Origin of the sequence: Roseixanthobacter psychrophilus (genome assembly GCF_043195195.1) — a bacterium.
Classification (GTDB): Bacteria; Pseudomonadota; Alphaproteobacteria; order Rhizobiales; family Xanthobacteraceae; genus NCEH01.
The window spans coordinates 252,760-273,861 of the sequence record NZ_JBAFWT010000001.1; the positions used below are offsets into that span (position 1 = coordinate 252,760).

The 21,102-nt window shown below is 68.5% G+C and carries 20 protein-coding genes, 1 other RNA gene and 1 pseudogene; 8 read left to right on the plus strand and 14 right to left on the minus strand.

The genetic code is table 11. From position 1 onward, the window contains the following. Positions 1 to 40: 40 nt before the first annotated feature. The 5 genes from V5F77_RS01115 to V5F77_RS01135 form a co-directional block, all read right to left on the minus strand. Entirely contained in the window at positions 41 to 724 is a 684-nt protein-coding gene (locus V5F77_RS01115) for a LutC/YkgG family protein (RefSeq protein ID WP_429003465.1), read from the minus strand. Beyond that, the gene (locus V5F77_RS01120; RefSeq protein ID WP_429003466.1) at positions 724 to 2,178 is read right to left on the minus strand and encodes a lactate utilization protein B; all 1,455 of its coding nucleotides are present in this window, start codon (positions 2,176 to 2,178) and stop codon (positions 724 to 726) included. Before V5F77_RS01120 ends, V5F77_RS01115 begins: the two co-directional genes overlap by 1 nt. Next, positions 2,175 to 3,014 (minus strand): (Fe-S)-binding protein, encoded by an 840-nt coding sequence (locus tag V5F77_RS01125; RefSeq protein WP_429003467.1) that lies wholly within the window; start codon positions 3,012 to 3,014, stop codon positions 2,175 to 2,177. The genes V5F77_RS01120 and V5F77_RS01125 overlap by 4 nt, the downstream gene beginning before the upstream one ends. 149 nt (positions 3,015 to 3,163) lie before the next feature. After that, complete coding sequence (locus V5F77_RS01130) at positions 3,164 to 3,790, minus strand: pentapeptide repeat-containing protein (protein ID WP_429003468.1); 627 nt, start codon at positions 3,788 to 3,790, stop codon at positions 3,164 to 3,166. Positions 3,791 to 3,802: 12 nt separating this feature from the next. Then, entirely contained in the window at positions 3,803 to 4,336 is a 534-nt protein-coding gene (locus tag V5F77_RS01135; RefSeq protein WP_429003469.1) for a L,D-transpeptidase family protein, read from the minus strand. Positions 4,337 to 4,453: 117 nt separating this feature from the next. Between V5F77_RS01135 and V5F77_RS01140 the strand changes: the two genes are divergently transcribed. The 3 genes and pseudogenes from V5F77_RS01140 to V5F77_RS01150 all read left to right on the plus strand — a co-directional run. Next, on the plus strand, positions 4,454 to 5,140 hold the full coding sequence (locus V5F77_RS01140) for a response regulator transcription factor (protein WP_429003470.1): 687 nt from the start codon (positions 4,454 to 4,456) through the stop codon (positions 5,138 to 5,140). A 26-nt stretch (positions 5,141 to 5,166) separates the two neighbouring features. Beyond that, positions 5,167 to 5,652, plus strand: coding sequence for a cyclic nucleotide-binding domain-containing protein (locus tag V5F77_RS01145; RefSeq protein ID WP_429003471.1), 486 nt, complete (start codon positions 5,167 to 5,169; stop codon positions 5,650 to 5,652). Between the two features lie 27 nt (positions 5,653 to 5,679). Further along, positions 5,680 to 6,081, plus strand: a pseudogene (locus tag V5F77_RS01150) (DUF2267 domain-containing protein); the annotation flags it as partial. A 229-nt stretch (positions 6,082 to 6,310) separates the two neighbouring features. Here V5F77_RS01150 and V5F77_RS01155 read toward each other — a convergent pair. The 4 genes from V5F77_RS01155 to V5F77_RS01170 form a co-directional block, all read right to left on the minus strand. Then, a complete protein-coding gene (locus tag V5F77_RS01155) occupies positions 6,311 to 7,135 on the minus strand; it encodes an exodeoxyribonuclease III (protein ID WP_429003472.1) in 825 nt (274 codons plus the stop codon). A 157-nt stretch (positions 7,136 to 7,292) separates the two neighbouring features. Next, positions 7,293 to 8,231, minus strand: a complete 939-nt coding sequence (locus tag V5F77_RS01160; RefSeq protein ID WP_429003473.1) for an outer-membrane lipoprotein carrier protein LolA — start codon at positions 8,229 to 8,231, stop codon at positions 7,293 to 7,295. Positions 8,232 to 8,347: 116 nt separating this feature from the next. Then, complete coding sequence (locus V5F77_RS01165; RefSeq protein ID WP_449317015.1) at positions 8,348 to 10,909, minus strand: DNA translocase FtsK; 2,562 nt, start codon at positions 10,907 to 10,909, stop codon at positions 8,348 to 8,350. A 14-nt stretch (positions 10,910 to 10,923) separates the two neighbouring features. Then, positions 10,924 to 12,114, minus strand: a complete 1,191-nt coding sequence (locus tag V5F77_RS01170; protein WP_429003474.1) for an aminotransferase class I/II-fold pyridoxal phosphate-dependent enzyme — start codon at positions 12,112 to 12,114, stop codon at positions 10,924 to 10,926. A gap of 232 nt (positions 12,115 to 12,346) precedes the next feature. Here V5F77_RS01170 and V5F77_RS01175 point away from each other — a divergent pair, with 232 nt between their 5' ends. After that, positions 12,347 to 13,612: a serine hydrolase domain-containing protein gene (locus tag V5F77_RS01175; protein WP_429003475.1), complete on the plus strand. Its 1,266-nt coding sequence runs from the start codon at positions 12,347 to 12,349 to the stop codon at positions 13,610 to 13,612. Positions 13,613 to 13,651: 39 nt separating this feature from the next. Here V5F77_RS01175 and V5F77_RS01180 read toward each other — a convergent pair whose 3' ends face one another. Both V5F77_RS01180 and V5F77_RS01185 read right to left on the minus strand, forming a co-directional pair. After that, positions 13,652 to 14,620 (minus strand): bifunctional riboflavin kinase/FAD synthetase, encoded by a 969-nt coding sequence (locus tag V5F77_RS01180; protein WP_429003476.1) that lies wholly within the window; start codon positions 14,618 to 14,620, stop codon positions 13,652 to 13,654. Positions 14,621 to 14,759: 139 nt separating this feature from the next. Then, the gene (locus tag V5F77_RS01185; RefSeq protein WP_429003477.1) at positions 14,760 to 15,650 is read right to left on the minus strand and encodes a TIGR01459 family HAD-type hydrolase; all 891 of its coding nucleotides are present in this window, start codon (positions 15,648 to 15,650) and stop codon (positions 14,760 to 14,762) included. A 166-nt stretch (positions 15,651 to 15,816) separates the two neighbouring features. On the opposite strand from V5F77_RS01185, the gene V5F77_RS01190 reads away from it, so the two are divergent. Further along, a complete protein-coding gene (locus tag V5F77_RS01190; protein WP_429003478.1) occupies positions 15,817 to 16,233 on the plus strand; it encodes an Ohr family peroxiredoxin in 417 nt (138 codons plus the stop codon). Between the two features lie 75 nt (positions 16,234 to 16,308). On the opposite strand, the gene rnpB is transcribed toward V5F77_RS01190, so the two are convergent. From rnpB to V5F77_RS01205, 3 genes are all read right to left on the minus strand, one after another. Further along, an RNA gene (gene rnpB, locus V5F77_RS01195) (RNase P RNA component class A) lies at positions 16,309 to 16,701 on the minus strand. A gap of 31 nt (positions 16,702 to 16,732) precedes the next feature. Further along, positions 16,733 to 17,545: an N-acetylmuramoyl-L-alanine amidase gene (locus V5F77_RS01200; RefSeq protein ID WP_429003479.1), complete on the minus strand. Its 813-nt coding sequence runs from the start codon at positions 17,543 to 17,545 to the stop codon at positions 16,733 to 16,735. A 220-nt stretch (positions 17,546 to 17,765) separates the two neighbouring features. Further along, entirely contained in the window at positions 17,766 to 18,473 is a 708-nt protein-coding gene (locus tag V5F77_RS01205) for a TerB family tellurite resistance protein (RefSeq protein WP_429003679.1), read from the minus strand. A 315-nt stretch (positions 18,474 to 18,788) separates the two neighbouring features. Here V5F77_RS01205 and V5F77_RS01210 point away from each other — a divergent pair, with 315 nt between their 5' ends. From V5F77_RS01210 to ftsL, 3 genes are read left to right on the plus strand one after another with little or no spacing between them, the layout of a single operon-like run. Next, positions 18,789 to 19,262 carry a division/cell wall cluster transcriptional repressor MraZ gene (locus V5F77_RS01210; protein WP_429003480.1) on the plus strand — a complete coding sequence of 158 codons (474 nt, stop codon included), beginning with the start codon at positions 18,789 to 18,791 and terminating at the stop codon, positions 19,260 to 19,262. Beyond that, positions 19,259 to 20,299: a 16S rRNA (cytosine(1402)-N(4))-methyltransferase RsmH gene (gene rsmH / locus V5F77_RS01215; protein ID WP_429003481.1), complete on the plus strand. Its 1,041-nt coding sequence runs from the start codon at positions 19,259 to 19,261 to the stop codon at positions 20,297 to 20,299. Before V5F77_RS01210 ends, rsmH begins: the two co-directional genes overlap by 4 nt. Further along, a complete protein-coding gene (gene ftsL, locus V5F77_RS01220; RefSeq protein WP_429003482.1) occupies positions 20,299 to 20,967 on the plus strand; it encodes a cell division protein FtsL in 669 nt (222 codons plus the stop codon). Before rsmH ends, ftsL begins: the two co-directional genes overlap by 1 nt. Positions 20,968 to 21,102: the final 135 nt, after the last annotated feature.

Consider the following 21,102-nt stretch of genomic DNA (forward strand, 5'->3'; position numbering starts at 1 on the left):
GCGCCCTCGCGATAGGTTTGGACCAAGCTCCGGGGCGCTGTCAAAGTGACGGACCGACAAGCAGCACATGCAGGCTGCGCGGCCCGTGGGCGCCGAGCAGCAAGGTCTGCTCGATGTCCGCCGAGCGCGAGGGGCCGGTGATCCAATTGACCGTGCGCGGCAGAACCCCGGGTCCATAAGTCCACCGGATGCGGTCCCACACGGTCTCGTAATCGCCCGCCACGTCGCGCGCATCCACCACCACCAGATGGTGGTCCGGCAGCAAATTGAGCGTGCTCGGATTGTCCGGCCCGGAGAGCATCACCACCGTGCCCGATTCGGCGATGCCGGCGAAGGCGTGCGAAAGGCCGGCGAGCTGGCGCCCGTCAGAGGGGCCGATCCACACGTCGAGATTGGGCGCGCTGCCCCACGGCAGGCCGGCGAGGCGCGGGTCGGCGCCGCGCAGGATGGTGGGCGGCAGATTGCGTTCGCGCAGATACGTGGCGATCGCGGCCGGCACGTCGGCAGCGCTCGGCAGATGGTCGAGCGTGGCGGCGGCGGCGACCACCATCGCCTTGAACAGGTCCAGCCGCTCCGCCGGCGGCAGGTCGGCGCGGGCGGGAACGATGCCGCGCGGATGGCCGGCGATGCGGTCGGCCACCTCCTGCCGGCGAGGCGCTTCCTTGCCGGTGGCGCCGAGCGCGCGCCGCACCGAGGCGAAGACGATGTCGCGGGAGGAAGTCATCAGCGTCCGCCTCCCGCAGCGCGGCTGGCCTGCGCCTGCTGGCGCGCCTGCCATTGGGCCTGGAACGTGTCCCCCTCGGGGGTGGGGAAATCGCGATATTTGGTCCAGCCGCCCGCCAGCGGCAGGGAAGCGAAGCGCCCCTTCGCCTTTCCGAGCAGGGACAGGCCCCACATGGCGAGCCGCGTCGCCGGCCGGTAGAGCCAGCCGCGCCGGGCGAAGAACGCCCAGACGGCCAGTCCATAGCGCTGCGGCGCCGGGGTGAGGTGGCGCTCGAACTCCTTCTCGCGCCAATGCCGCATCAGCTTCGGCAGCGGGATGCGCACCGGGCACACGGCCTCGCATCGCCCGCAGAAGGTGGAGGCGTTGGGCAGGTTGGCGCCCTTCTCGATGCCGATCAGCGCCGGGGTCAGCACCGCGCCCATGGGGCCGGGATAAACCCAGCCGTACGCATGGCCGCCGACCGCGTGATAGACCGGGCAATGGTTCATGCAGGCGCCGCAGCGGATGCACCGCAGCATCTCTCGGAACTGGCCCGCCAGCATGCCGGAGCGGCCGTTGTCGAGGATCACCACGTGATAGTCGCCCGGCCCGTCGACATCGCCTGGGCGGTGCGGGCCGGTGGAAAAGGTGGTGTAGACGCTCATATCCTGCCCGGTCGCGGAGCGCGCCAGCACGCGCAGGATCTGGCTCGCGTCCTCCAGGGTCGGCACCAGCTTTTCCAGCGAGGCCAGCACGATGTGCGCCTTCGGCAAGGTCTGGGTAAGGTCGCCGTTGCCCTCGTTGGTGACGATGATGGAGGTGCCGGTCTCCGCCACCAGGAAATTGGCGCCGGTGATGCCGACGTCCGCCACCAGGAACTTCTGGCGCAGTTCGCCCCGCGCCTCGGCCAGCAGCGCGGTCGGCTCGGAGAGGTTGCGCTCGGGCGGCAGATGGGCATGGACGCGGCGGAAGTCCTCCTCCACCTGCGCCTTGCTGAGATGGATCGCGGGCGCGATGATGTGGGAGGGCGCCTCGCCGCGGATCTGGATCAGATATTCGCCGAGGTCGGTCTCCACCGGCGCGATGCCGTTGGCTTCCAGATGGTCGTTGAGGCCGATCTCTTCGGAGATCATGCTCTTGCCCTTGGTGACCGTCTTCGCGTCCAAATCGCGGCAGATGCGGGTGACGATGTCGCGCGCCTCGGCGGCATCCACGGCGAAATGCACCTGGCCGCCGGCCGCGATCACCTGCTGCTCGTAGCGCTCCAGATAGAGGTCGAGATGGGCCAGGGTATGGTTCTTGATGTCGCGCGCGCTGTCGCGCAGCGCCTCGAACTCAGGCAGATTGGCCGCCGCCGCCGCGCGCTTGCCGATGAAGCCCAGGCCCACCTTGGAGAGCGTCTGCTGCAGCACCGGGTCCGCCAGCGCTTCGCGGGCATTGGCCTTGAACTGCGGCGAGGTGATCTGGACGCTCATGCCCCTGCCCCTTGCTTGCGCGCGGGTTCCTTGCCCGCGGTTTGCTTGCCCGCGGTTTGCTGGCGCGCCGGCTCGCCGATGGCGGGTTCGCCGCCCTGCCCGGCCAGCACTTCCGCCACGTGGCGCACCTTGATGTCGTGGCCCATGCGCTGGAGCTTGCCGGCCATGTTCATCAGGCAGCCGAGATCGCCCGCCAGCAGCGTATCGGCGTGGCTGGCGACGATATTCGCCGCCTTCTTCTCGACGATCGCGTTGGAGATGTCGGGATATTTCACGCAGAAGGTGCCGCCGAAGCCGCAGCACACGTCGGCATCGGCCATCTCCGCCAGCTCCAGCCCCTCGACCGAGGCGAGAAGCGTGCGCGGCTGGGCCTGGATGCCCAGTTCCCGCAGGCCCGAGCAACTGTCGTGATAGGTGACCGTCCCGTCATAAGCGGCATCGACCCGTGTCATGCCGCGCACGTCCACGAGGAACGAGACCAGCTCGTACACCTTGTCGCAGAAGCGCGCGATGCGCGGCATCCAGTCCGGCTCGCCGACGAACAGCTCGGGATAATGGGTCTTGATCATCCCGGCGCAGGACCCGGACGGCACCACCACGTAATCGAAGGTCTCGAACGCCGCGACCATCTGTTCGGCCAGGGCGCGGGTGGTGACGCGGTCGCCGGAATTGAACGCCGGCTGACCGCAGCAGGTCTGGCGCGGAACGCTGACCTCGCAGCCCGCATCCGCGATCAGCTTCGCGGCGGCAAAGCCCACGGAGGGACGGATGGTGTCGACCAGGCAGGTGACGAACAACCCGACCGAGACGGGGCGCGTGTGAGGAGATGCAGTCATTTGGCCTGAGATCATTCCAGATGGCGCACGCACCGGCGCGGGGCGACGCAAGGGCACCGACAATTGGGACGAGACCGCTCGCGTTGCCTTTTCATAACACTGGAATCTCTACAAACAAAAGCTGCGCCGCCACGCTGCGCGCAAGGGTCTCAGACCACCTTCAGCCCGAGCCCGGCAAGCAGCGCGGCCGCCTGCTGCTTGGAAATCACCGCACCCTTGAAGCGCCCGGCATCGCCGAGGCGCAGGCCGCCAAGGTCCGCGCCCCGCAGGTCCGCCCCCTGGAAGCGCGCGTCCGTGACATTGGCATCGCGCAGATTGCAGCCCTGGAACACCGCGTCGCGAAAATCGGCTTCGGTGAGATCGGCTCCGGCGAAGTCGAGCTGGTCGAGGCTCGCGCGCCGGAACGACAGCCCGTGCAGCGCCGCGCTGATGAGAAGGCAGCGTTCGAAGGACAGGCCGAGCGTGCGCGCATCGACAATCTGCACCCCGGTCATCTTGCAGTCCGTGAACATCGTGGCCGAAAGACCGGTGCCACGGCACACGGCATTGTTGAGGTCGCAGCCGGAAAAGCGCGCTTCGGTCAGGTCGGCGGCGGAAAAATTCACCCGCCCGCCCTTACAGCGCGCGAATTCGCATCCGCCGAGTTCGAGCCCGCGCAGGTCCGCGCCGGCAAAGTCCCAGCCGGAAAAGCGCACCGGCTCGCCCTGGGCCCGCAGGGCGGACTCGAAATCCGCACGGACCGCAATTCCGTGCGGAGCGGGAATATCCACAGGCATGATCCGTGTTCCCTAGCTGATGATCAGGCGCGCGTTGGGTTTCAATCGCGCGGCGAGGCGGCGCAGGTCCGCCGGACGCAGGGCCACGCACCCCTCGGTCGGCAGGAAGCCGGGGCGGGCCGCATGGATGAAAACCGCTGATCCGCGGCCCTTCACACGCGGACGTGTATTGTGGTCGAGCACCAGCACAAGGTCATAGAGCGCATCGTCCCGCGCCATGCGTTCGTGGGACACGGAAATCGGGAGGTGCACGGGGCGATTGTAGCGGCGGTCCTGCGGATCGTCACACCAGCCGTCGGTCGGGGCGATCGGCTTGGCAGGCAGGAGAGTCATGGGGCGCGGACGCCGGTCCGGGCGATAGAGCACGCGCTCGATACGCCAGCGGCCGGCCGGGGTGCGCCCATCGCCCTCGCGCTTGTCGAAGCCGATGCCGGCCCGCCCGAGGGCAACGGGAATCGCCAAGCCCGCCAGCGTGAGAATGCCCCGGTGGGGTGTTCCAGGCAGGCGGCGAACGTGGATTTTTTCGATCCCCACAGGAACTTGCACGAATAAACCCCACCACTATACCAGTTTGCAACATTCTTTCGCGGGTAAATTTGCAGGATCGCCGCAGCATGATGTACTTGCGCGATTCGCGTTCCCGCAAGGGTAACGGAGGTTTTTATGGCCAATGCGTGGAAGATCCTGGTGGTCGAGGACGACCCGGAACTGCGCGAAGCCCTGATCGAGCAGCTTGCGCTTCAGGATGAATTCGAACCCGTGCCGGCGGAGACCGCCCAGGGGGCGATCGATGCTGCCCGCAACGGCGCGATCGACCTTGTCATCATGGACGTGGGCCTGCCCGACATGGATGGCCGTGATGCCGTGCGCCAGATGCGCAAGAACGGCTTCAAGGCGCCCGTCATCATGCTCACCGGGCATGATACGGACAGCGATACCATTCTCGGCCTTGAGGCTGGCGCCAACGACTATATCGCCAAGCCGTTCCGCTTCGCGGTGCTGCTGGCCCGCCTGCGCGCCCAGATGCGCAGCCACGAGGCGAGCGAGGACGCGGTGTTCGCCATCGGCCCCTACAGCTTCCGCCCCGGTGCGAAGATGCTGGTGACCGATCGCGGCTCCAAGATCCGCCTCACGGAGAAGGAAACCGCCATCCTGCGCTATCTCTATCGCGCGGGAAAATCTCCGGTGGCGCGCGAGACGCTGCTTCAGGAGGTGTGGGGCTATAATTCCGGCGTCACCACCCACACGCTGGAAACCCACATCTACCGCCTGCGGCAGAAAATCGAACCCGACCCCTCCGCCCCCACCCTGCTCGCCACCCAGGCCGGCGGCTACAAGCTGGTGCCCTGAAGCATGACCGACGCAGGGAGCCGCCCGTGAGCCTCGAACAGGACGTCGCCTTGCTGCAGGACGTCCCGACCTTCGACATGCTCACGCCGGATGCCCTGCGCACGCTGGCCATCAGCGCCGACGCGCTGCGTCTCTCGGCCGGCGATGTCCTGTTTCGGGAAGGCGATACGGCGGATGCCGGCTATGTCCTGATCTCCGGTCGCCTGGAGATGGTGGAGGAGAAGGGCGCGCGGCGCCGGGTGCTGTGCGAGGTGCTGCCCGGAGCTTTAGTGGGCGAAAGCGCTTTGGTGATCGCCCTGCCGCGCCCCGCAACCGCTTTGGCGCTCGAAGCCTCGACCCTGCTGCGCATTCCCCGCGCGACGTTTCTTCGGGTGCTGGAAGGTTTTCCCGACGCGGCGGTGCAGTTGCGCGCCCTGTTCGCCAGCCGGCTGGAAGCGACTTTGGGCGCCCTCGATACGCTGCGCCGGGAAAAGCTGGAGCCGCCCCTCCGCCCGCCGGTCCGGCGACGGTAAAGCTGGCATCGCCACGTGCCGATTCCCATGGAGCTGCAGCACGCGAGCGAGGATTTCGAGCGCTTCCTCGCCGATGCGCGCGACACGTCGGGCCTGACGACGCGCAACCAGACCTACACCATGGTGGAGGGGGTGTTGCGCACCTTCCGCGCGCGCCTCTCCCCGGCCGAGGCGATCCGCTTCGCCCAGGTGCTCCCGCCGGTGCTGCGGGCGATCTTTGTTTCGGATTGGGACCTCGGGCTCGCCCCCTTGGCCTTTGGCGAGCGCGCCAGCCTGACGCGCGAGGTTCAGGGCTTGCGCCAACACCACAATTTCGCGCCTGAGACCTGCATCGCCGACGTTGCTGCCGCGCTGCGCCGCGCCACCGATCCCGACGCCCTCGACGCGGTGCTGCAATCCCTGCCCCCAGGCGCGGCCGAATTCTGGCGCGAGCCCGCCGCCGACCGTTCCCCCCTCTCCCCCACGGGGAGAGGTGAGGCATGTGCGAATGCGGTGAGACTTTCGATTGGGAAAAAGCTTTGCCGCATGAACTTTGCTTCCCCTCTCCCCCACGGGGAGAGGGTTAGGGTGAGGGGCCAAAGCATTCTCACCGCGCCCCCTCACCCGTCCGCTGCGCGGTCGACCTCTCCCCGGCGGGGAGAGGTGAGGAAAACAGGCCTCAGACGTCGAATGTCACCGCCACCGGCACATGGTCCGAAGGTCGCTCCCAGTTGCGCGCCTCCCGCAGCACGGTCATCGCGCGCGCTTGAGGCGCAAGGCCCGGGCTGGTCCAGACATGGTCGAGGCGCCGGCCGCGATCGTTCACCGTCCAGTCGGGCGAGCGATAGCTCCACCAGGTGAACAGCTTCTCCTGCGGCGGCACGAAGCGGCGCATGACATCCACCCAGGGGCCGGAGGCCTGAAGCCGGTTCAATCGCTCCACCTCCACCGGGGTATGGCTCACCACGCCGAGCAATTGCTTGTGGCCCCACACGTCGGTTTCCAGCGGCGCGATGTTGAGATCGCCCACCAGCACCGCATGGCCATCCCGGGCGTTCACCTGCTCGGGCAGACGCTCCCAGGCGGTCAGCTCGTCGAGGAAGGCGAGCTTATGGGCGAATTTCTCGTTCAGCTCGGGATCAGGAATGTCGCCGCCCGCCGGCACGTAGAAATTATGCACCGTCACCGGCGCCGAGAGCCCGGCGGAGGCGCCGAGCGTCACGGCGATGTGCCGCGCGTCGCCTTTGGCGCAGAATTCCTGCCGCTCGATGGCCTCGAACGGCAGGCGCGAGAGGGTCGCGACCCCATGCCAGCCCTTCTGCCCGTTGAGCGCGATATGGGGAAAGCCAAGCTCGCGCACCGCGGCCAGCGGAAACTTGTCATCCTGGCACTTGGTCTCCTGCAGACACAGGACGTCGGGCTTCAAAAGCTCCACCATGGCCTTCACGAGGTCGAGGCGGATGCGGATGGAATTGATGTTCCAGGTACAGACGGTGAGGGACACGGAGTGCTCGGCGGGCTTTCGGCGGGAGCGCGAGACCTAGACCCTCGGCATACGCACTGGCAAGGGCGACGAGCCGAAGGGCGGCAGCAGGAGCCGCTCGGCCCGTCCCCCTCCCGGCCCTCCCCCCGCAAGCGGAAAAGGGAGCGAAACGCCGGCCCTACTGAAGCATGCGGTCGAAATTGATGACGAACAGCTTGGGGTCCGGCCGACGGGTATAGTCGAGCTTGTAGAGCGCGACAGAGGTATCATAGCCCTGCGGATCAGTCACAATCCACTGCTTCAGGCTGTAGTCCTTGGCGTCGAACAGGATCAGCAGGCGATAGGTGCCGACCATGGGCACGGTCTCTTCCATCACCACGCTGATGTAGAGATCATCCTGATAGACGCCCTTCACATGCGGATCGCGGGCCAGGTCCGTGCGTTCCGACAAAAGGAAGCGCAGCGGCGTCTGCGAGAGCGGCGTGATGTCCTGGGTGTTCAGCTTGCGATCGCGCACCGCCACCGACTGGCCGTTGGCGATCAGCTCGATGGGTACCGGCGCATCATATTCGAACCGCACCCGGCCGGGCTTCTGCATATAGATGTCGCCGGTCTTGCGGGTGCCGTCCGGATCGATCTGCACGAACGTGCCGGTGAGATTCTGCACCGCGTTCCAATAGGCGCTGATCTTGTCCGCCGTGGCGGGATCGGCGCGGTCGAGATTGGTCTGGGAGGGTGCGGCGACCGGACCCTGCGGCGCGCGCGGGCCGCCGGAGCGGGCGGCGCTCTGGTTCGGGGCGAGCTGCAGCGGCGCGCTCGGCGCGGCATTGGCGCTCGCGGGGCGCTGCTGGGGCAGTGGCACATTGACCGGAGCGGCGGAGGCCTGTGGCGCTGCGGCCTGCGGCACCGCGGGGGCGCTCGGCTTGGGCACCGCCACCTGCGGCGCGAAGATCTGCGAGGGACTGGGCTGCGACGCCGTGCCGCCGGGCCCCAGCACTTCGCCGGGCGGCAGCAGCACGCCCTGCGCGGCCGCGCCACCGCTTTGCCCGAGGGCGGCAAGCGCCGCGACGCCGAAGGCAAGGGCGAAGGCGAAGGGCGAAGGCCGGCGATGGGGCATCAGGGGGTCTCGATGGGCGAACGGGGCGTGCGGACGAATCTTCACTGTCACACTTCCCTTAAATCTTGCCTATGGCGAACCTGTGGCCCTGCGGCAACTCCAAATGCCGCCCCAGACTATTCCGCCGCTTCGTCGGCAAGCAGGATTTCCCGCTTGCCGGCATGGTTCGGGGCGCCGATGACGCCTTCCTTCTCCATGCGCTCCACCAGGGACGCCGCCCTGTTATAGCCGATCTGGAGCCGGCGCTGGATATAGGAGGTGGAGCATTTCTTGTCGCGCAGCACCACCGCCACCGCCTGCGAATAGAGATCCCCCTCCTCGCCGAACGCGCCCTTGTCGAACACCGCGCCATCCTCGCCGTCGCCCTCTTCGGCGAGGTCGGCGGTCACGGCTTCGAGATAATCCGGCGCGCCCTGGGCTTTGAGATGCTTGACCACCCGCTCGACCTCGTCGTCGGAGACGAACGGGCCGTGCACGCGGCTGATGCGGCCGCCGCCGGCCATGTAGAGCATGTCGCCCTGGCCGAGCAGTTGCTCCGCGCCCATCTCGCCGAGAATGGTGCGGCTGTCGATCTTCGAGGTCACCTGGAACGAGATGCGGGTCGGGAAATTGGCCTTGATGGTGCCGGTGATGACATCCACCGACGGGCGCTGGGTGGCCATCACCAGATGGATGCCGGCGGCACGGGCCATCTGCGCGAGACGCTGGATGGCGCCTTCGATCTCCTTTCCGGCGGTCAGCATCAGGTCCGCCATCTCGTCGACGATCACGACGATATAGGGCAGCGGCCCCAGCTCCATCTCCTCGCGCTCGTAGATGGCTTCGCCGGTCTCGTGGTCGAAGCCGGTCTGCACGGTGCGGGCGATGCTCTCGCCCTTCTTCTCGGCTTCGGCGACGCGGGCATTGAAGCCGTCGATGTTGCGCACGCCGAGCTTGGACATCTTCTTGTAGCGGTCCTCCATCTCGCGCACCGCCCATTTGAGCGCGATCACCGCCTTCTTGGGGTCGGTCACCACGGGGGCGAGCAGGTGCGGGATGCCGTCATAGACGGAGAGTTCCAGCATCTTGGGATCGACCATGATGAGCCGGCACTGCTCCGGCTTCAGCCGGTACAGCAGCGAAAGGATCATGGTGTTGATGGCGACCGACTTGCCCGAGCCGGTGGTGCCCGCCACCAGCAGATGGGGCATGCGGGCGAGATCGACGATCACCGGCTCGCCGCCGATGGTCTTGCCGAGCGCGATGGCGAGCTTCTGCCCGCTGTCGCCGAAATCCTTGGTGGCGAGAAGTTCGCGCAGCAGCACCTTCTCGCGCTTGGCGTTGGGCAGCTCGATGCCGATGGCATTGCGCCCCGGCACCACCGCCACGCGGGCGGAAATGGCGCTCATGGACCGGGCGATATCGTCGGCGAGGCCGATCACGCGGGAGGATTTGATGCCCGGCGCCGGCTCCAGCTCGTACAGCGTCACCACCGGGCCGGGACGCACCTGGCCGATTTCCCCGCGCACGCCGAAATCGTCCAACGTGCCCTCCAGCAGCTTGGCGGTGTCGGCGAGCGCCTCCGGGCTCATGGCCGGCCCCTTGGAGGGGGGCGGCGCGCCGAGCAATTGCAGATCCGGCAGCCGGTAGGCATGGGGCCGGCGACCCTCGGCGCGGCCCTCGCGGCCGCCCTGGCGGGTCCGGGACGACGCGGTGCGGGCGGGAGGCGCCGCCGGAATCGCGGCCTCTTCCGGGTCCGCATCGCCCTCGGTGCGGCGCACGCCGCCGAGGGCGGGCGCCTCATGGGCGGGACCGGCATGCAGGCGCGGTTCGACGCGGCCCTGGTCATCCACCGTGCGGCGCTCGGAGGCGAACATCTCGCGGGCGAAAGCCGCGCCGAGCGCCGCTGCACGCGCCGGCGCGGCCTTGGCAGAACCGGAATTGCCCGTGCGGGCCTTGCGGCGGCCGAACAGGCGCGCCTTGGCGGACAGGAAAGTGTGGGTCAGCGCGCCGAGGGTGAGCGCGCCGCGATCCTCGTCCTCGAACGCCTCATCCTCGTCGTCGTCCTCGGCGGTTTCGCCCGCTGCGAGGCGCCGCTTGGGCTTGCCGCTCCGACAGGCGAAATACATCCCGCCAAACCCGCAGACGGCGCCCACGGCAGCGATCAGCACGGTTTCGAAACCGCCGCTCCAGCCGCCCCGGAATACCGCGATCAGGCGCGGGAATAGATCGCCGATCACCCCGCCGAGGCCAGTGGGCACGGGCCAGACGCCGAAGGTCGGCAGGGCCCCGAGCAATGCGCTCATGCCGAGCACGCCAAGGGTGAGCGCGCCCGCGCGCACCTGCTCACCCGGCAGCGGACGGCAGGTGACCAGCCGCCATCCCCAATAGGCCAGCGGCAGCACCAGGAACAGGCTGGCCAGCCCTAGGCCCTGCATCAGCAGGTCGGCGAGGATGGCGCCCGGCCGGCCGAGCACGTTCTTCACCGGCGCGCCGCTGGCGTTGGAGAGGCTCGGGTCGGTGGCGGTCCAGGTCACCATGGAGACGAGCGCGAACAGGCTCGCGCCCAGCAGAGCCGCGCCGCAGATCTGGCTGGAGCGGCGGCGCATCGCGCCGCGCACGCTCTCGGGAATGAAATCCATGCCGAGCCCATGGCGCAGGGCCATGGCGGGGGCGGGACGACGGCGAGCCGGGGCCATGCGCGGAAGCTCCCTCACGTCAGCCCGGCGACGAGGCGCTCCAGCACCTCCCCGCACGTGGCAAGATCCTGGACCAGGGCGACCCTGACATAGGGGTCGCCCGCATTGATTCCGGTCGCGTCCGGGCGGGCGAGATAGCCGCCGGGCACGACCCGCAGCCCCTGCTCCTTCCACAGCCGCAGGGTGGCCGCTTCCCCGCCGCCCGCCGCCGAGGCGTCGAGCCACAGGAAGAAACCGCCGCCAGGCCGCGCATAGCCGAAGCGCCCGCCGAGCATCTGGTCGGCGAGGTCGAATTTCTGCACGTAGAGCGCGCGGGATGCCGCCACGTGGGCTTCATCGCCATAGGCGGCGATGCCCACCGCCTGCAGCGGCTCCGGCACCTGGGGCGCGGCCACCCAGCGGAAGGCGAGAAACGCCTTCTGGAAGTCCGCATCCCCCGCGCAGAAGCCGCAGCGCAGGCCGGGCAAAGACGAGCGCTTGGACAGCGAGTTGAAGGCCACCACGCCGGAAAAATCGCTGCCGCACACTTCCAGAATGCCGGTGGGCTTTTCCGCGCCGAGATAAATCTCGGAATAGCATTCGTCGGAGAACAGATAGGTGCCGTGGGCGCGGGTAATGGACAGCAGCCGCTCCAGATAGGCGCGCGAGGCGATCGCGCCCTGCGGATTGGCCGGCGAGGCGATGAACACCGCCACCGCCCGCGCCATCAGCGCGTCGTCGAGGGCGTCGAGATCCGGCAGCCAGCCGGATGCGCGGGTTGTGGGCAAGGGAATGGCCTCGCAGCCGGCGGCCTCGGCACCGGCGGCATAGGCGGCATAGAAGGGATTGGGCAGCAGCATCACCGGCCGCCCGCCACGATCCCCCGTCAGCCGCCGGGCGACGATGGCGGCGGACACCAGGCCCTCGCGCGACCCGTTCAGCACCAGGATTTCGCGATCCGCATCCACCGGCCGGGCGAGGTCATAGCGCCGGCCGAGCCATTGGGCGGCAGCGGCGCGGAACGCCGGCGTGCCCTCGGCGCGGGGATAGCGGCCGAAGCCGGGCAGCGCGCCCGCGAGCACCGGGCCGACGAAATCCGGCATGGCATGCTGCGGCTCGCCCACCGCCGCGCTCAAGGGCGCGCGGCCGGGCTCCGTGCCCGCCAGCAGGTCGGCAAGGCGGATGAAGGGGGAGCGGCGGTCCTGGGGAGCGGAAGGAGCAGGCACAGGTTCGGCTATCGTCTCGCGCGGTCGGGATCGACGCACAATGCCGAAACTCGGTTAAGAACCGCCTAAGCCCGCCGCGATCCTATCGACAGCCACATTCCGCAACGGCATTCTGCGCCTGCCACGGATCATCACACGGCCAGCAAGGCCGCACCGGGGCCGGATCGAGGCCCGGGACCGCCAAGTCCCGCCTCGGCCTGAAACGATTAAAACCACTCGGGAGAAACAATCCATGGCAGGGAGCATCATGCGACCCCTGGTGCCGGCGCTTCTCGCGCTCGGCATCTTCCACGCCGCGTCCGCGCAAGCGGACGACCTCAGCTTTTCCCAGGACGCGCTGAAGCGCATTCCCGTCGCACTCCAGCGGGAGATCGACAAAGGCACCCTTCCCGGCGCGGTGACGCTGATCGCCCACGACGGCAAGATCGTGCATTTCGAGGCCCACGGCTTTCTCGATGCCGCCAAGACCAAGCCCATGACCAAGGATGCGGTGTTCCGTGCCTTCTCCATGACCAAGCCGTTCGTCTCGGTGGCGGCGATGATGCTGGTGGAGCGCGGGCAGCTCAGCCTGCGCGACCCGGTGGGGCAATATATTCCCGAGATGAAGGCCATGACCGTCATCGCCGAGAAGAAGGACGAGAGCGGCAAGACCGTGCGCGAGGTGGTGCCGGCGAAAAATCCCATCACCATCCAGGATCTGCTGCGCCACACCTCGGGCCTCACCTATTCCGGCAGCGCCCCGTTCCCGGAAATCAAGGAGGGCTATGAGAAGGCCGACATCGAGAGCCGCAATTCCGATCTGTCGCCGGAAGCCTTCGTGAGCGGCCTCGCCAAGATCCCGCTCGCCTACGAGCCCGGCACGCGGTTCGAATATGGCCTCTCGGTGGACGTGCTGGGCGTGGTGGTGGAGCGCGTGAGCGGGAAGCGGCTCGACGTGTTCCTGGAGGAAAACCTGTTCAAGCCCCTGAAGATGAAGGACACCTCGTTCCAGCTCACGCCCGCCCAGGCGCCACGCCTCGCCGATGCGTTCGATGCCGACCCGCAGAAAGAAGCGGGGTGGAAATGGGTGCGGGTCGACCAGGACCCCGGCAAGCGCTACCGGCTCGGCGGCGCGGGCACCGTCACCACGGCGGAGGATTATTTCCGCTTCTCCCAGATGATGCTGAACGGCGGCGAGCTGGAGGGCGTGCGCATTCTCTCGCCCAAGACCGTGGACTTCATGCTGTCCGACCATCTGATCGGGCTTGCCGGCTCCACGGCGGCGAGCACCGGGCCGGGCTATGGCTTCGGGCTCGGCTTCGCGATTCGCCGCTATGAAGGGTTTGCGGTGGCGCCGGGTTCGGTGGGAGACGCCATGTGGGCGGGGGCCGGCGGCACCTCCTTCACCATCGATCCGAAGGAGGAGATCGTCGGCGTGTTCATGGCCGCCGCGCCGACGCCGCGCGTGGCCACGCGCATGCTGTTCAAGAATTTGCTCTACGGCGCGACCGTGGATTGAATGCGCGCCGGCCGGGGTCGCACCCGGCCGGTTCCCCGCTCACACCGGCCAGACCTGCGGGCGGGCGAGCACGAGGCGGGCGGCGGCGCTGTCCTTGTCCATCTGGGCAATCAGCGCCGCGATGCCGTCGAACTTCATTTCCGGCCTGAGATAGCCGTGGAAGGCGACATCCAGCTCGCGGCCATAGAGGTCGCCGGAAAAATCGAACAGATGCACCTCCAGCAGCGGGCGGCCGTTGTCGAAGGTGGGCCGGCGGCCATAGCTTGCGACCCCGTCCACCACATGCCCGTCGAACCGCACCCGCACCGCATAGATGCCGAAGGCGAGCTGCGTGCCCTGCGGCATGGCGAGATTGGCGGTGGGATAGCCGAGGTCGCGGCCGCGCTTGTCGCCGTGGATCACGGTCGACCGCACGCTCCAGGGGCGCCCCAGCATGTGCGCGGCGTGGCCCACCTGCCCGGCGGCGAGCGCATTGCGGATCGCGCTGGAGGAAATGGGGTCGCCCTCGTCCATGGCCGGCTCGACCACCTCCACCGGGAAGCCAAGACGCGCGCCGGCCTCGCGCAGGAACGCCGGCGAACCGGCGCGGGCGCGGCCGAAATGAAAGTCGAAACCCACCACCACGCCCGACGCACCGAACCGCCGCACCAGGATTTCGTCGACGAAATCCTCCGCCGTCACCCGCGCCAGCGCGGCGTCGAACGGCAGCACGATCACGCCGGAAAGCCCGGTGCGGGCGAGACAATCCACCTTCTGTCGGCCGGGGGTGAGGCGGAACAGATTGGCGTCCGGCTGGAAGAAGCTGCGCGGATGGGGCTCGAAGGTCAGCGCCGCCGCCGGCCGCCCCAGGGTCTGCGCCATGTACAGGGCGGCATCGATCACCGCGCGATGGCCACGATGCACGCCGTCGAAATTGCCGATGGCCAGCACCGGCCGCGCGATTTCCGCGGGGAGCGGCGCGATGCCCTCAATGACGGGGAAAGAGGTGTCGGGAAAGGGGGTGGGCATCGGCAAGGGCGGCCGGGCAATGGAGGGGAGAGAACCCTTCGCGCGCACACGTGCCAGCGTCAAGCACGGGATTGTGCGGAGGGAAAGCGGCGCGCGGACATCGGGGCGGCGCCCGGCGCGCCTCAAGGGCGCGGGGCGATCACCAGGCCAACCGAGGCATCACGCCGCGCGGATGGGCGTGGTCGGAAAACAGGTTCGCGAGCGCCTCGGCGTCGGGCTCGCTGCCGTTTTCCCCGTGCAATTCCTCGGCATGGATGCCGCTGGAGATGAACAGGCTGTCGAAGCCGGCCGCCGTGGCGCCGATGATGTCGGTGCGCAGCGCATCGCCGATGGCCAGCACCCGCTCGGCCCGCACCGGCGCGCCGCCGAACGCCGCCGCGTGGCGTAGGGCAACGTCGTAGATCGGCTTGTGCGGCTTGCCGCAATAGATCGCCTCTCCACCCATCTCCTGGTAGGACTGCGCCAGCGCCCCGGCGCAATAGACCAGCGTGTCGCCGCGCTCGACCACGAGATCGGGATTGGCGCACACGAACAGCAGGTTCCGCGCCTTCATGGCGGCGAGGCGGCCGGCGTAATCCTTCGGGGTTTCCACATCATCGTTCAAAAGGCCGGTACAAACGACGAGTTCGGCCTCCTCAAGGCTGGTCGGCACCACGTCGAGACCGTCGAAGGTGCCGAGATCGCGCTCCGGGCCGAGGTGGAACAGCCGCACGCCCGGCCGGGCGGCGAGCACGTCCCGCGTCACGTCGCCGGAGGTGACGATGCCGTCATAGGCGTCGCGCGGCACGCCGAACCCGTCCAGCATGGCGGCGACGAACACATTCGGGCGCGGCGCGTTGGACACCAGGAGCACCCGCGCACCGCCCGCGCGGGCGCGCTGCAAGGCCGCGCCGGCGGCGGGAAAAGCGGCGAGGCCGTTATGGAGCACACCCCAGACGTCGCAGAGGATGAGATCGTAATCGCCCACAATTTCCGAAAGGCCGGAAACCAAACGGGGGGCCACGAGCTTGTCCTTCGCGCCATCGATCATGGGCTGTCTCCTTGCTGACCTGCGGCAGGCCGGTTCGCAGGGAGGTGCCACGGCAGGCCCGCCGCCACAAGGAAAACCATGCCGCAGCGCGGGAGGAGCCCGCCCCTGGGTCATGCGTCCCGCGAGGGGCACGCCGCAGATCGCGCACCAACCGAAGGATCAGACCATGGCATTCGAAACCCTCTTCACCGCCACCGCCGTCTCCCACGGCGGCCGGGGCGGCCATTCCGAAACCACCGAAGGCTCGGTCAAGGCCGATCTCGCCATGCCCAAGGGCGGCGTCCTCGAACCGGGCAAGACCACGCCGGAACATCTGTTCGCCGCCGGCTATGCCGCCTGCTTCGGCGGCGCGCTCGAAGCCGTCTCCAAGGCTAAGGGCGTAGATGCGAGCGGCGCGGAAGTCACCATCGCCGTGAGCTTCGGCAAGGTGGAAGGCGGCTTCGGCCTCGCCGCCAAGATCAGGGCGAAAATCCCCGGCAAGAGCGAGGCCGAGGTGATGGAGCTGCTGGAGGCGGCGCACAAGGTGTGCCCCTATTCCAAGGCCGTGCACGGCAATATCGAGGTCGAGCTGTCCGCCGCTTAAGCGCTGGGACGCGGCGACGACCTTGCACGCGGCGCGGGCGCGGCCGTACCGGGCCGGGCGTCCGTTTCGGGGGAAAATACCAGCCGGCCTGTAAGCCGGGTTCTGTACGGCGGGCTTGCGCCCGCGTGGCGACCATTCATCTGGGACACCGATTGCTCGGTGCCTCTAGCAGTCAACCCGGATGGCGTCCCGAAGACAGGGCCTTCCCTTGGGAAGACGGATCTTCCCGAGGGATGCCATCCCTATTCGACTTTGCTCCCGGTGGGGTTTACCGTGCCGCTTCCGTTGCCGGTCGCGCGGTGGGCTCTTACCCCACCGTTTCACCCTGGCCCGCGCATGCGCGGGTGGTTTGATTTCTGTGGCACTTTCCCTAGGGTCACCCCCGCCGGACGTTATCCGGCACCGTGTCTCCGTGGAGCCCGGACTTTCCTCGGCACCCTGAGGTGACGCGGCCGCCCGGCCGGCTGGTGGGCCTGAATGGGCGTTCGCGCCCGCCACGTCAAGAGTGGGCGCCGCAGCCATCCCCGTGCCCATGCGGCGGCGTTCCCTCCTGGGGGCGGGCCGCGATCAGGTCGCGCAGGGTCATGATGGTGGAGGCGTCCGCCACGCCGTCCACCTTGGACCGGCGGAAATGGCGCTGGAACGCGGTCACGGTCGCCCGCGTCTGCTCGTCGAACGTACCCGTCACATCAATGCCATAGCCGTAGAGCGCCAGCATGGCCTGGAGCGCCGCCACCGGCTCGCCGCCATCGCCGATCATGAAGAAGCGTCCCCCGCGGGCGGGCGCCTCCGGCACGAGATGGCCGATGCCGGCCCGGTGCAGCAGATCCCACGGGAATTTCTCGCCCGGATCGTCCTTGCGCAGGGGCGCGACGTCCGAATGGGCCAGCACCCGGTCGGCGCGTATGGCGTGGCGGGCGATGATATCGGCGCACAAGGCGCCCACCGCCGTGACCTGCACTTCGGGAAAATCGGGATAGCCGAGGCTGTGGCCGGGATTGACGATCTCGATGCCGATGGAGCGGGAATTGATGTCGGTGGTGCCGTCCCAGGAGGAGACGCCGGCATGCCAGGCGCGGGCCGCCTCCGGCACCATCTGCACGACCGTGCCGTCCTCCAGCACCACATAATGGCAGGAGACCTCTGCCGCCGGGCTGCGCAGCAGGGCAAGGGCGGCTTGCGCGCTCTCCATGCCGGTATAGTGCAGCAGGATCATATCGACGGCCGCCTTGCGCATCCCATAATTCGGCGAGGGCGCGAGGGCGGATACGAGCCCGCTGTCGGGCGCGAAGGGAAGCGCGGTTTCGCTCATGGGCGCGGCTGCCGTGTGCGGGCGACGCGGGAGCCGTGCGGCATGCTCCGCATGTTCCCCCTCCCCGACCCTCCCCCGCAAGCGGGAGAGGGAGCCTCCAAGACTCGCAAAGCGGCGGCCGGCCCCTGCACGGAACGAGCCCTCTCCCGCTTGCGGGGGAGGGTTGGGAGGGGGCAAGCCGCCAGAGGACGAGCCGCCAAAAGCGCCATGCGGGCGCCCCTCACTTCAGCCCCCGCAGCTTTTCGATTCGGCCATAGGCCACGTTCAGCGCCGCCACCCGGTCGTTGGCGAGCTTGATGGCGGCCGGCGGCAGGCCGCGCGCGGCAAGGCGGTCGGGATGGTGCTCGCCGACCAGCGCGCGCCAGCGGGATTTCACCTCGGCGTCGGACGCGTCCGGGGCAAGGTCGAGCACGGCATAGGGATCGCCCGGGCGGCGCACATGGCGCGCCTCGATGCGCTCATAGGCGGTTTCGTCGAACCCCAGGAGCCGCGCGACCTCGGCGAGAAACACCAGTTCGTCCTCGTGCAGCGCGTGGTCGGCCTTGGCCACGTGGAACAAGGCGTCCAGCAGATCCTCGCGGGTGTCCGGCTCGTCAGCGAACAAGGTGCCGATCTGGCGGGCATAGGCCTCGAACCCGGCGGTGTCCTGCTTGGCGAGGTTGAACACCCGCGCCACGCCCTCCAATTCCTCGTCCGGAATGGCGAACACCTCGCGGAAGGCGGCGACCTCGGCCGGCACCACCACGCCGTCGGCCTTCGCCATCTTGGCGGAAAGGGCGATCAAACCCACCGAGAAAGCGGCCGGGCGCGGGCCCGGTGCAAGGAAGCGGTCGACCGCGTGTCCGGCGAGCGCGCCCACCAGCGCGCCAAGGGGTCCGCCGAGGGCGAGGCCCACGCCCGCCCCACCGATCAGGCCCACATGCTCCATCACCGCCACGGCCGTCCCTCTCCCGAAGTGCCCATTCCCATGCCCGCCCAACTCATGCGGGCGGGCAGGGCACATGCAATAGCGCGCGCCACACCGGCGCGCATCGGCGATTTCAACATTTCTTAAGGTGTACGGACCGTAAATGGCCTGTGTCTGTCCCATGTGGATTCGTTGACGGCCCATCTTATCCCATGATAACCCATAGTGACCCATATGAATGGTTCGGCGCGTCGCGCGCCAGCTCCGTTCACGCCGGTTCTTCCGGCGGGGCCGTTGCGGGTTTTGGGATCGAGCGCGGAAAGGGTCACGGGGGCCATGGACCGCTTCGTGTCCACCTACACCATGCGCCTGGACGCCAAGGGGCGGGTTTCCATCCCGGCGCCTTATCGCGCGGTGCTGGCCAAGGACGGGGCGGAATTTCTCTATTGCCATCCGAGCCTGGCCGAGCCGGCGCTCGATGCGGGCGGCAACCGCCTGCTGTCGGAGATCGACACGCTGATTTCGCGCTATCCGCCCTATTCGGAAGCGCGCGAGGAACTGGCCGCCGCCCTCTACGGCACCAGCGAGACCTTGAAGATCGACGGCGAAGGCCGGGTGATGCTGACCGAAACCCTGAAGGCCCATGCCTCCATCACGGATGCGGTGTCGTTCGTGGGGCTCGGACACAAGTTTCGAATCTGGGAACCGGAGCGTTTTCGCACCCATCTCGCGGAGGCCACGGAGAAGGTGCGTCAGCTTCGGCGCGCGCTCGGTTCCAGAGCGGAGAACGAAGGGAGCAATCTGGGATGAAAACGGGCCGCGGGGTCGGGCCCACCGACGCCGCAGGCGGACCGGCCCGTCATCTTCCTGTGATGCTGCCTCAAGTTCTCGCGCACCTCGCGCCGAAGGATGCCGGCACTTATGTGGACGGCACCTTCGGCGCGGGAGGTTACACCCGTGCCATCCTCGCGGCGGCGGACTGCCGGGTGATGGGCATCGACCGCGACCGCTCAGCCATCGCCGGGGGCGCCGGGCTCGTGCTCGAATCCAACGGCCGCCTGGTGCTGGTGGAGGATCGCTTCTCCCAGCTCGACACCCTCGCCCAGACCATGGGCTTTGCCCCGCTCGACGGCGTGGTGCTCGATATCGGCGTCTCCTCCATGCAGCTCGATGAGGCCGATCGCGGCTTCTCCTTCCGCCGGGACGGTCCGCTCGACATGCGCATGGGATCGGATGGGCCATCGGCCGCAGACCTCGTCGCCACCTTGCCGGAAGCCGATCTCGCCCACGTCATCTGGACGCTCGGGGAAGAACGGCTCTCGCGCCAGATCGCCAAGGCCATCGTGCAAGCGCGCGCGGAAGCGCCGATCATCCGCACCGCGCAACTCGCGGATATCGTTTCCAAGGTGGTCTGGGCGAAGCCCGGGGAGATGCATCCCGCCACCCGCACCTTCCAGGCGCTGCGCATCGCGGTAAACGAGGAGCTGGACGAGCTGGCCACCGCGCTCGCCGCCGCGGAGCGGGCGCTCAAGCCCGGCGGCCGGCTGGTGGTGGTGACGTTTCATTCCCTTGAAGACAGGATCGTTAAGACTTTTCTGTCACACCGAAGCAAGGCACCGTCCGCCTCGCGTCATCTGCCGCAAGCCGAGGGGCCGGCCCCCTCCTTCCGCCTCCTGTCAAAGGGGATGGTGGAGCCCGACCCCGACGAAGTGGCAGAAAATCCGCGCGCCAGGTCCGCGAAACTTCGCGCGGCCGAACGCACGCAAGCTCCGGCGCACGAGGAGGGCGATCTCGCCGGGGTGCTTCCCGCCGAGTTTTCTCAACGCCGTGGTCGGAGACGGACCTGATGTTTCGCGTCGCCAACCTCGTGATGGTCGTGGCTCTGCTTGTGACCGCCGGGGTGGTCTACCAGGTGAAGTACGCCTCCATGGCGGAAGCGGAGCGGTTGGCCCATCTGCGCCAGTCCATCCGCAGCGAGCGCGACGCCATCGCCGTGATGCGCGCGGAATGGGCGCGCCGCACCTCGCCGATCTATATCCAGGGCTTGGTGCAGCGCCACCTCGACCTGCAGCCGCTGAGCGTCGATGCCATCTCCTCGCTCGACGGCCTGCCGGAAAAGCCTGCTACCAATTCCGATTCCATCGGCGGCATGCTCGAAGCCCTGGTGGATACGCCGCTGACCACCTCCTCGGTCGGCAAGCCGGCGGTCGCAAAGGCTGAACCCGCCACGCCCGCCTCCCCCGCCAACGCCCTGCCCACGGGCGGAGGCGCTGCCGTCCTGCCGTCCAGTTCGGCCCTTCGGCCGGCCAATGCCCCGGTGCGGCCGAAGCCCGTGCCGCCGGTCGCCGCCGCTGCCCCGCGCCAGCGGCCAGCGCCGAACCTCCCGTTCTGGGCGCCAAAGCCGATCGGGCCTGCACCGTCCTACGCGCCCTCTCCGTCCTATGCGCCGCCCGCTCCCGCCGAGAACACGCTCGCCCCCATGCTTCCGCCGGGCTCGCTCCCGGCCAATCGCTGAGGAGGCCGCCTTATGGTCGCGCCCGCCGAATTGCTGAAAAAGATCGACCTGTCCAAGGTGCCCGCGCCGGTGCGCGCCGTCGGCGGAGTCGCAGGCCGCCTCGCGGGGCGGCTGGTGAGCGGCATCTTCCTGTTC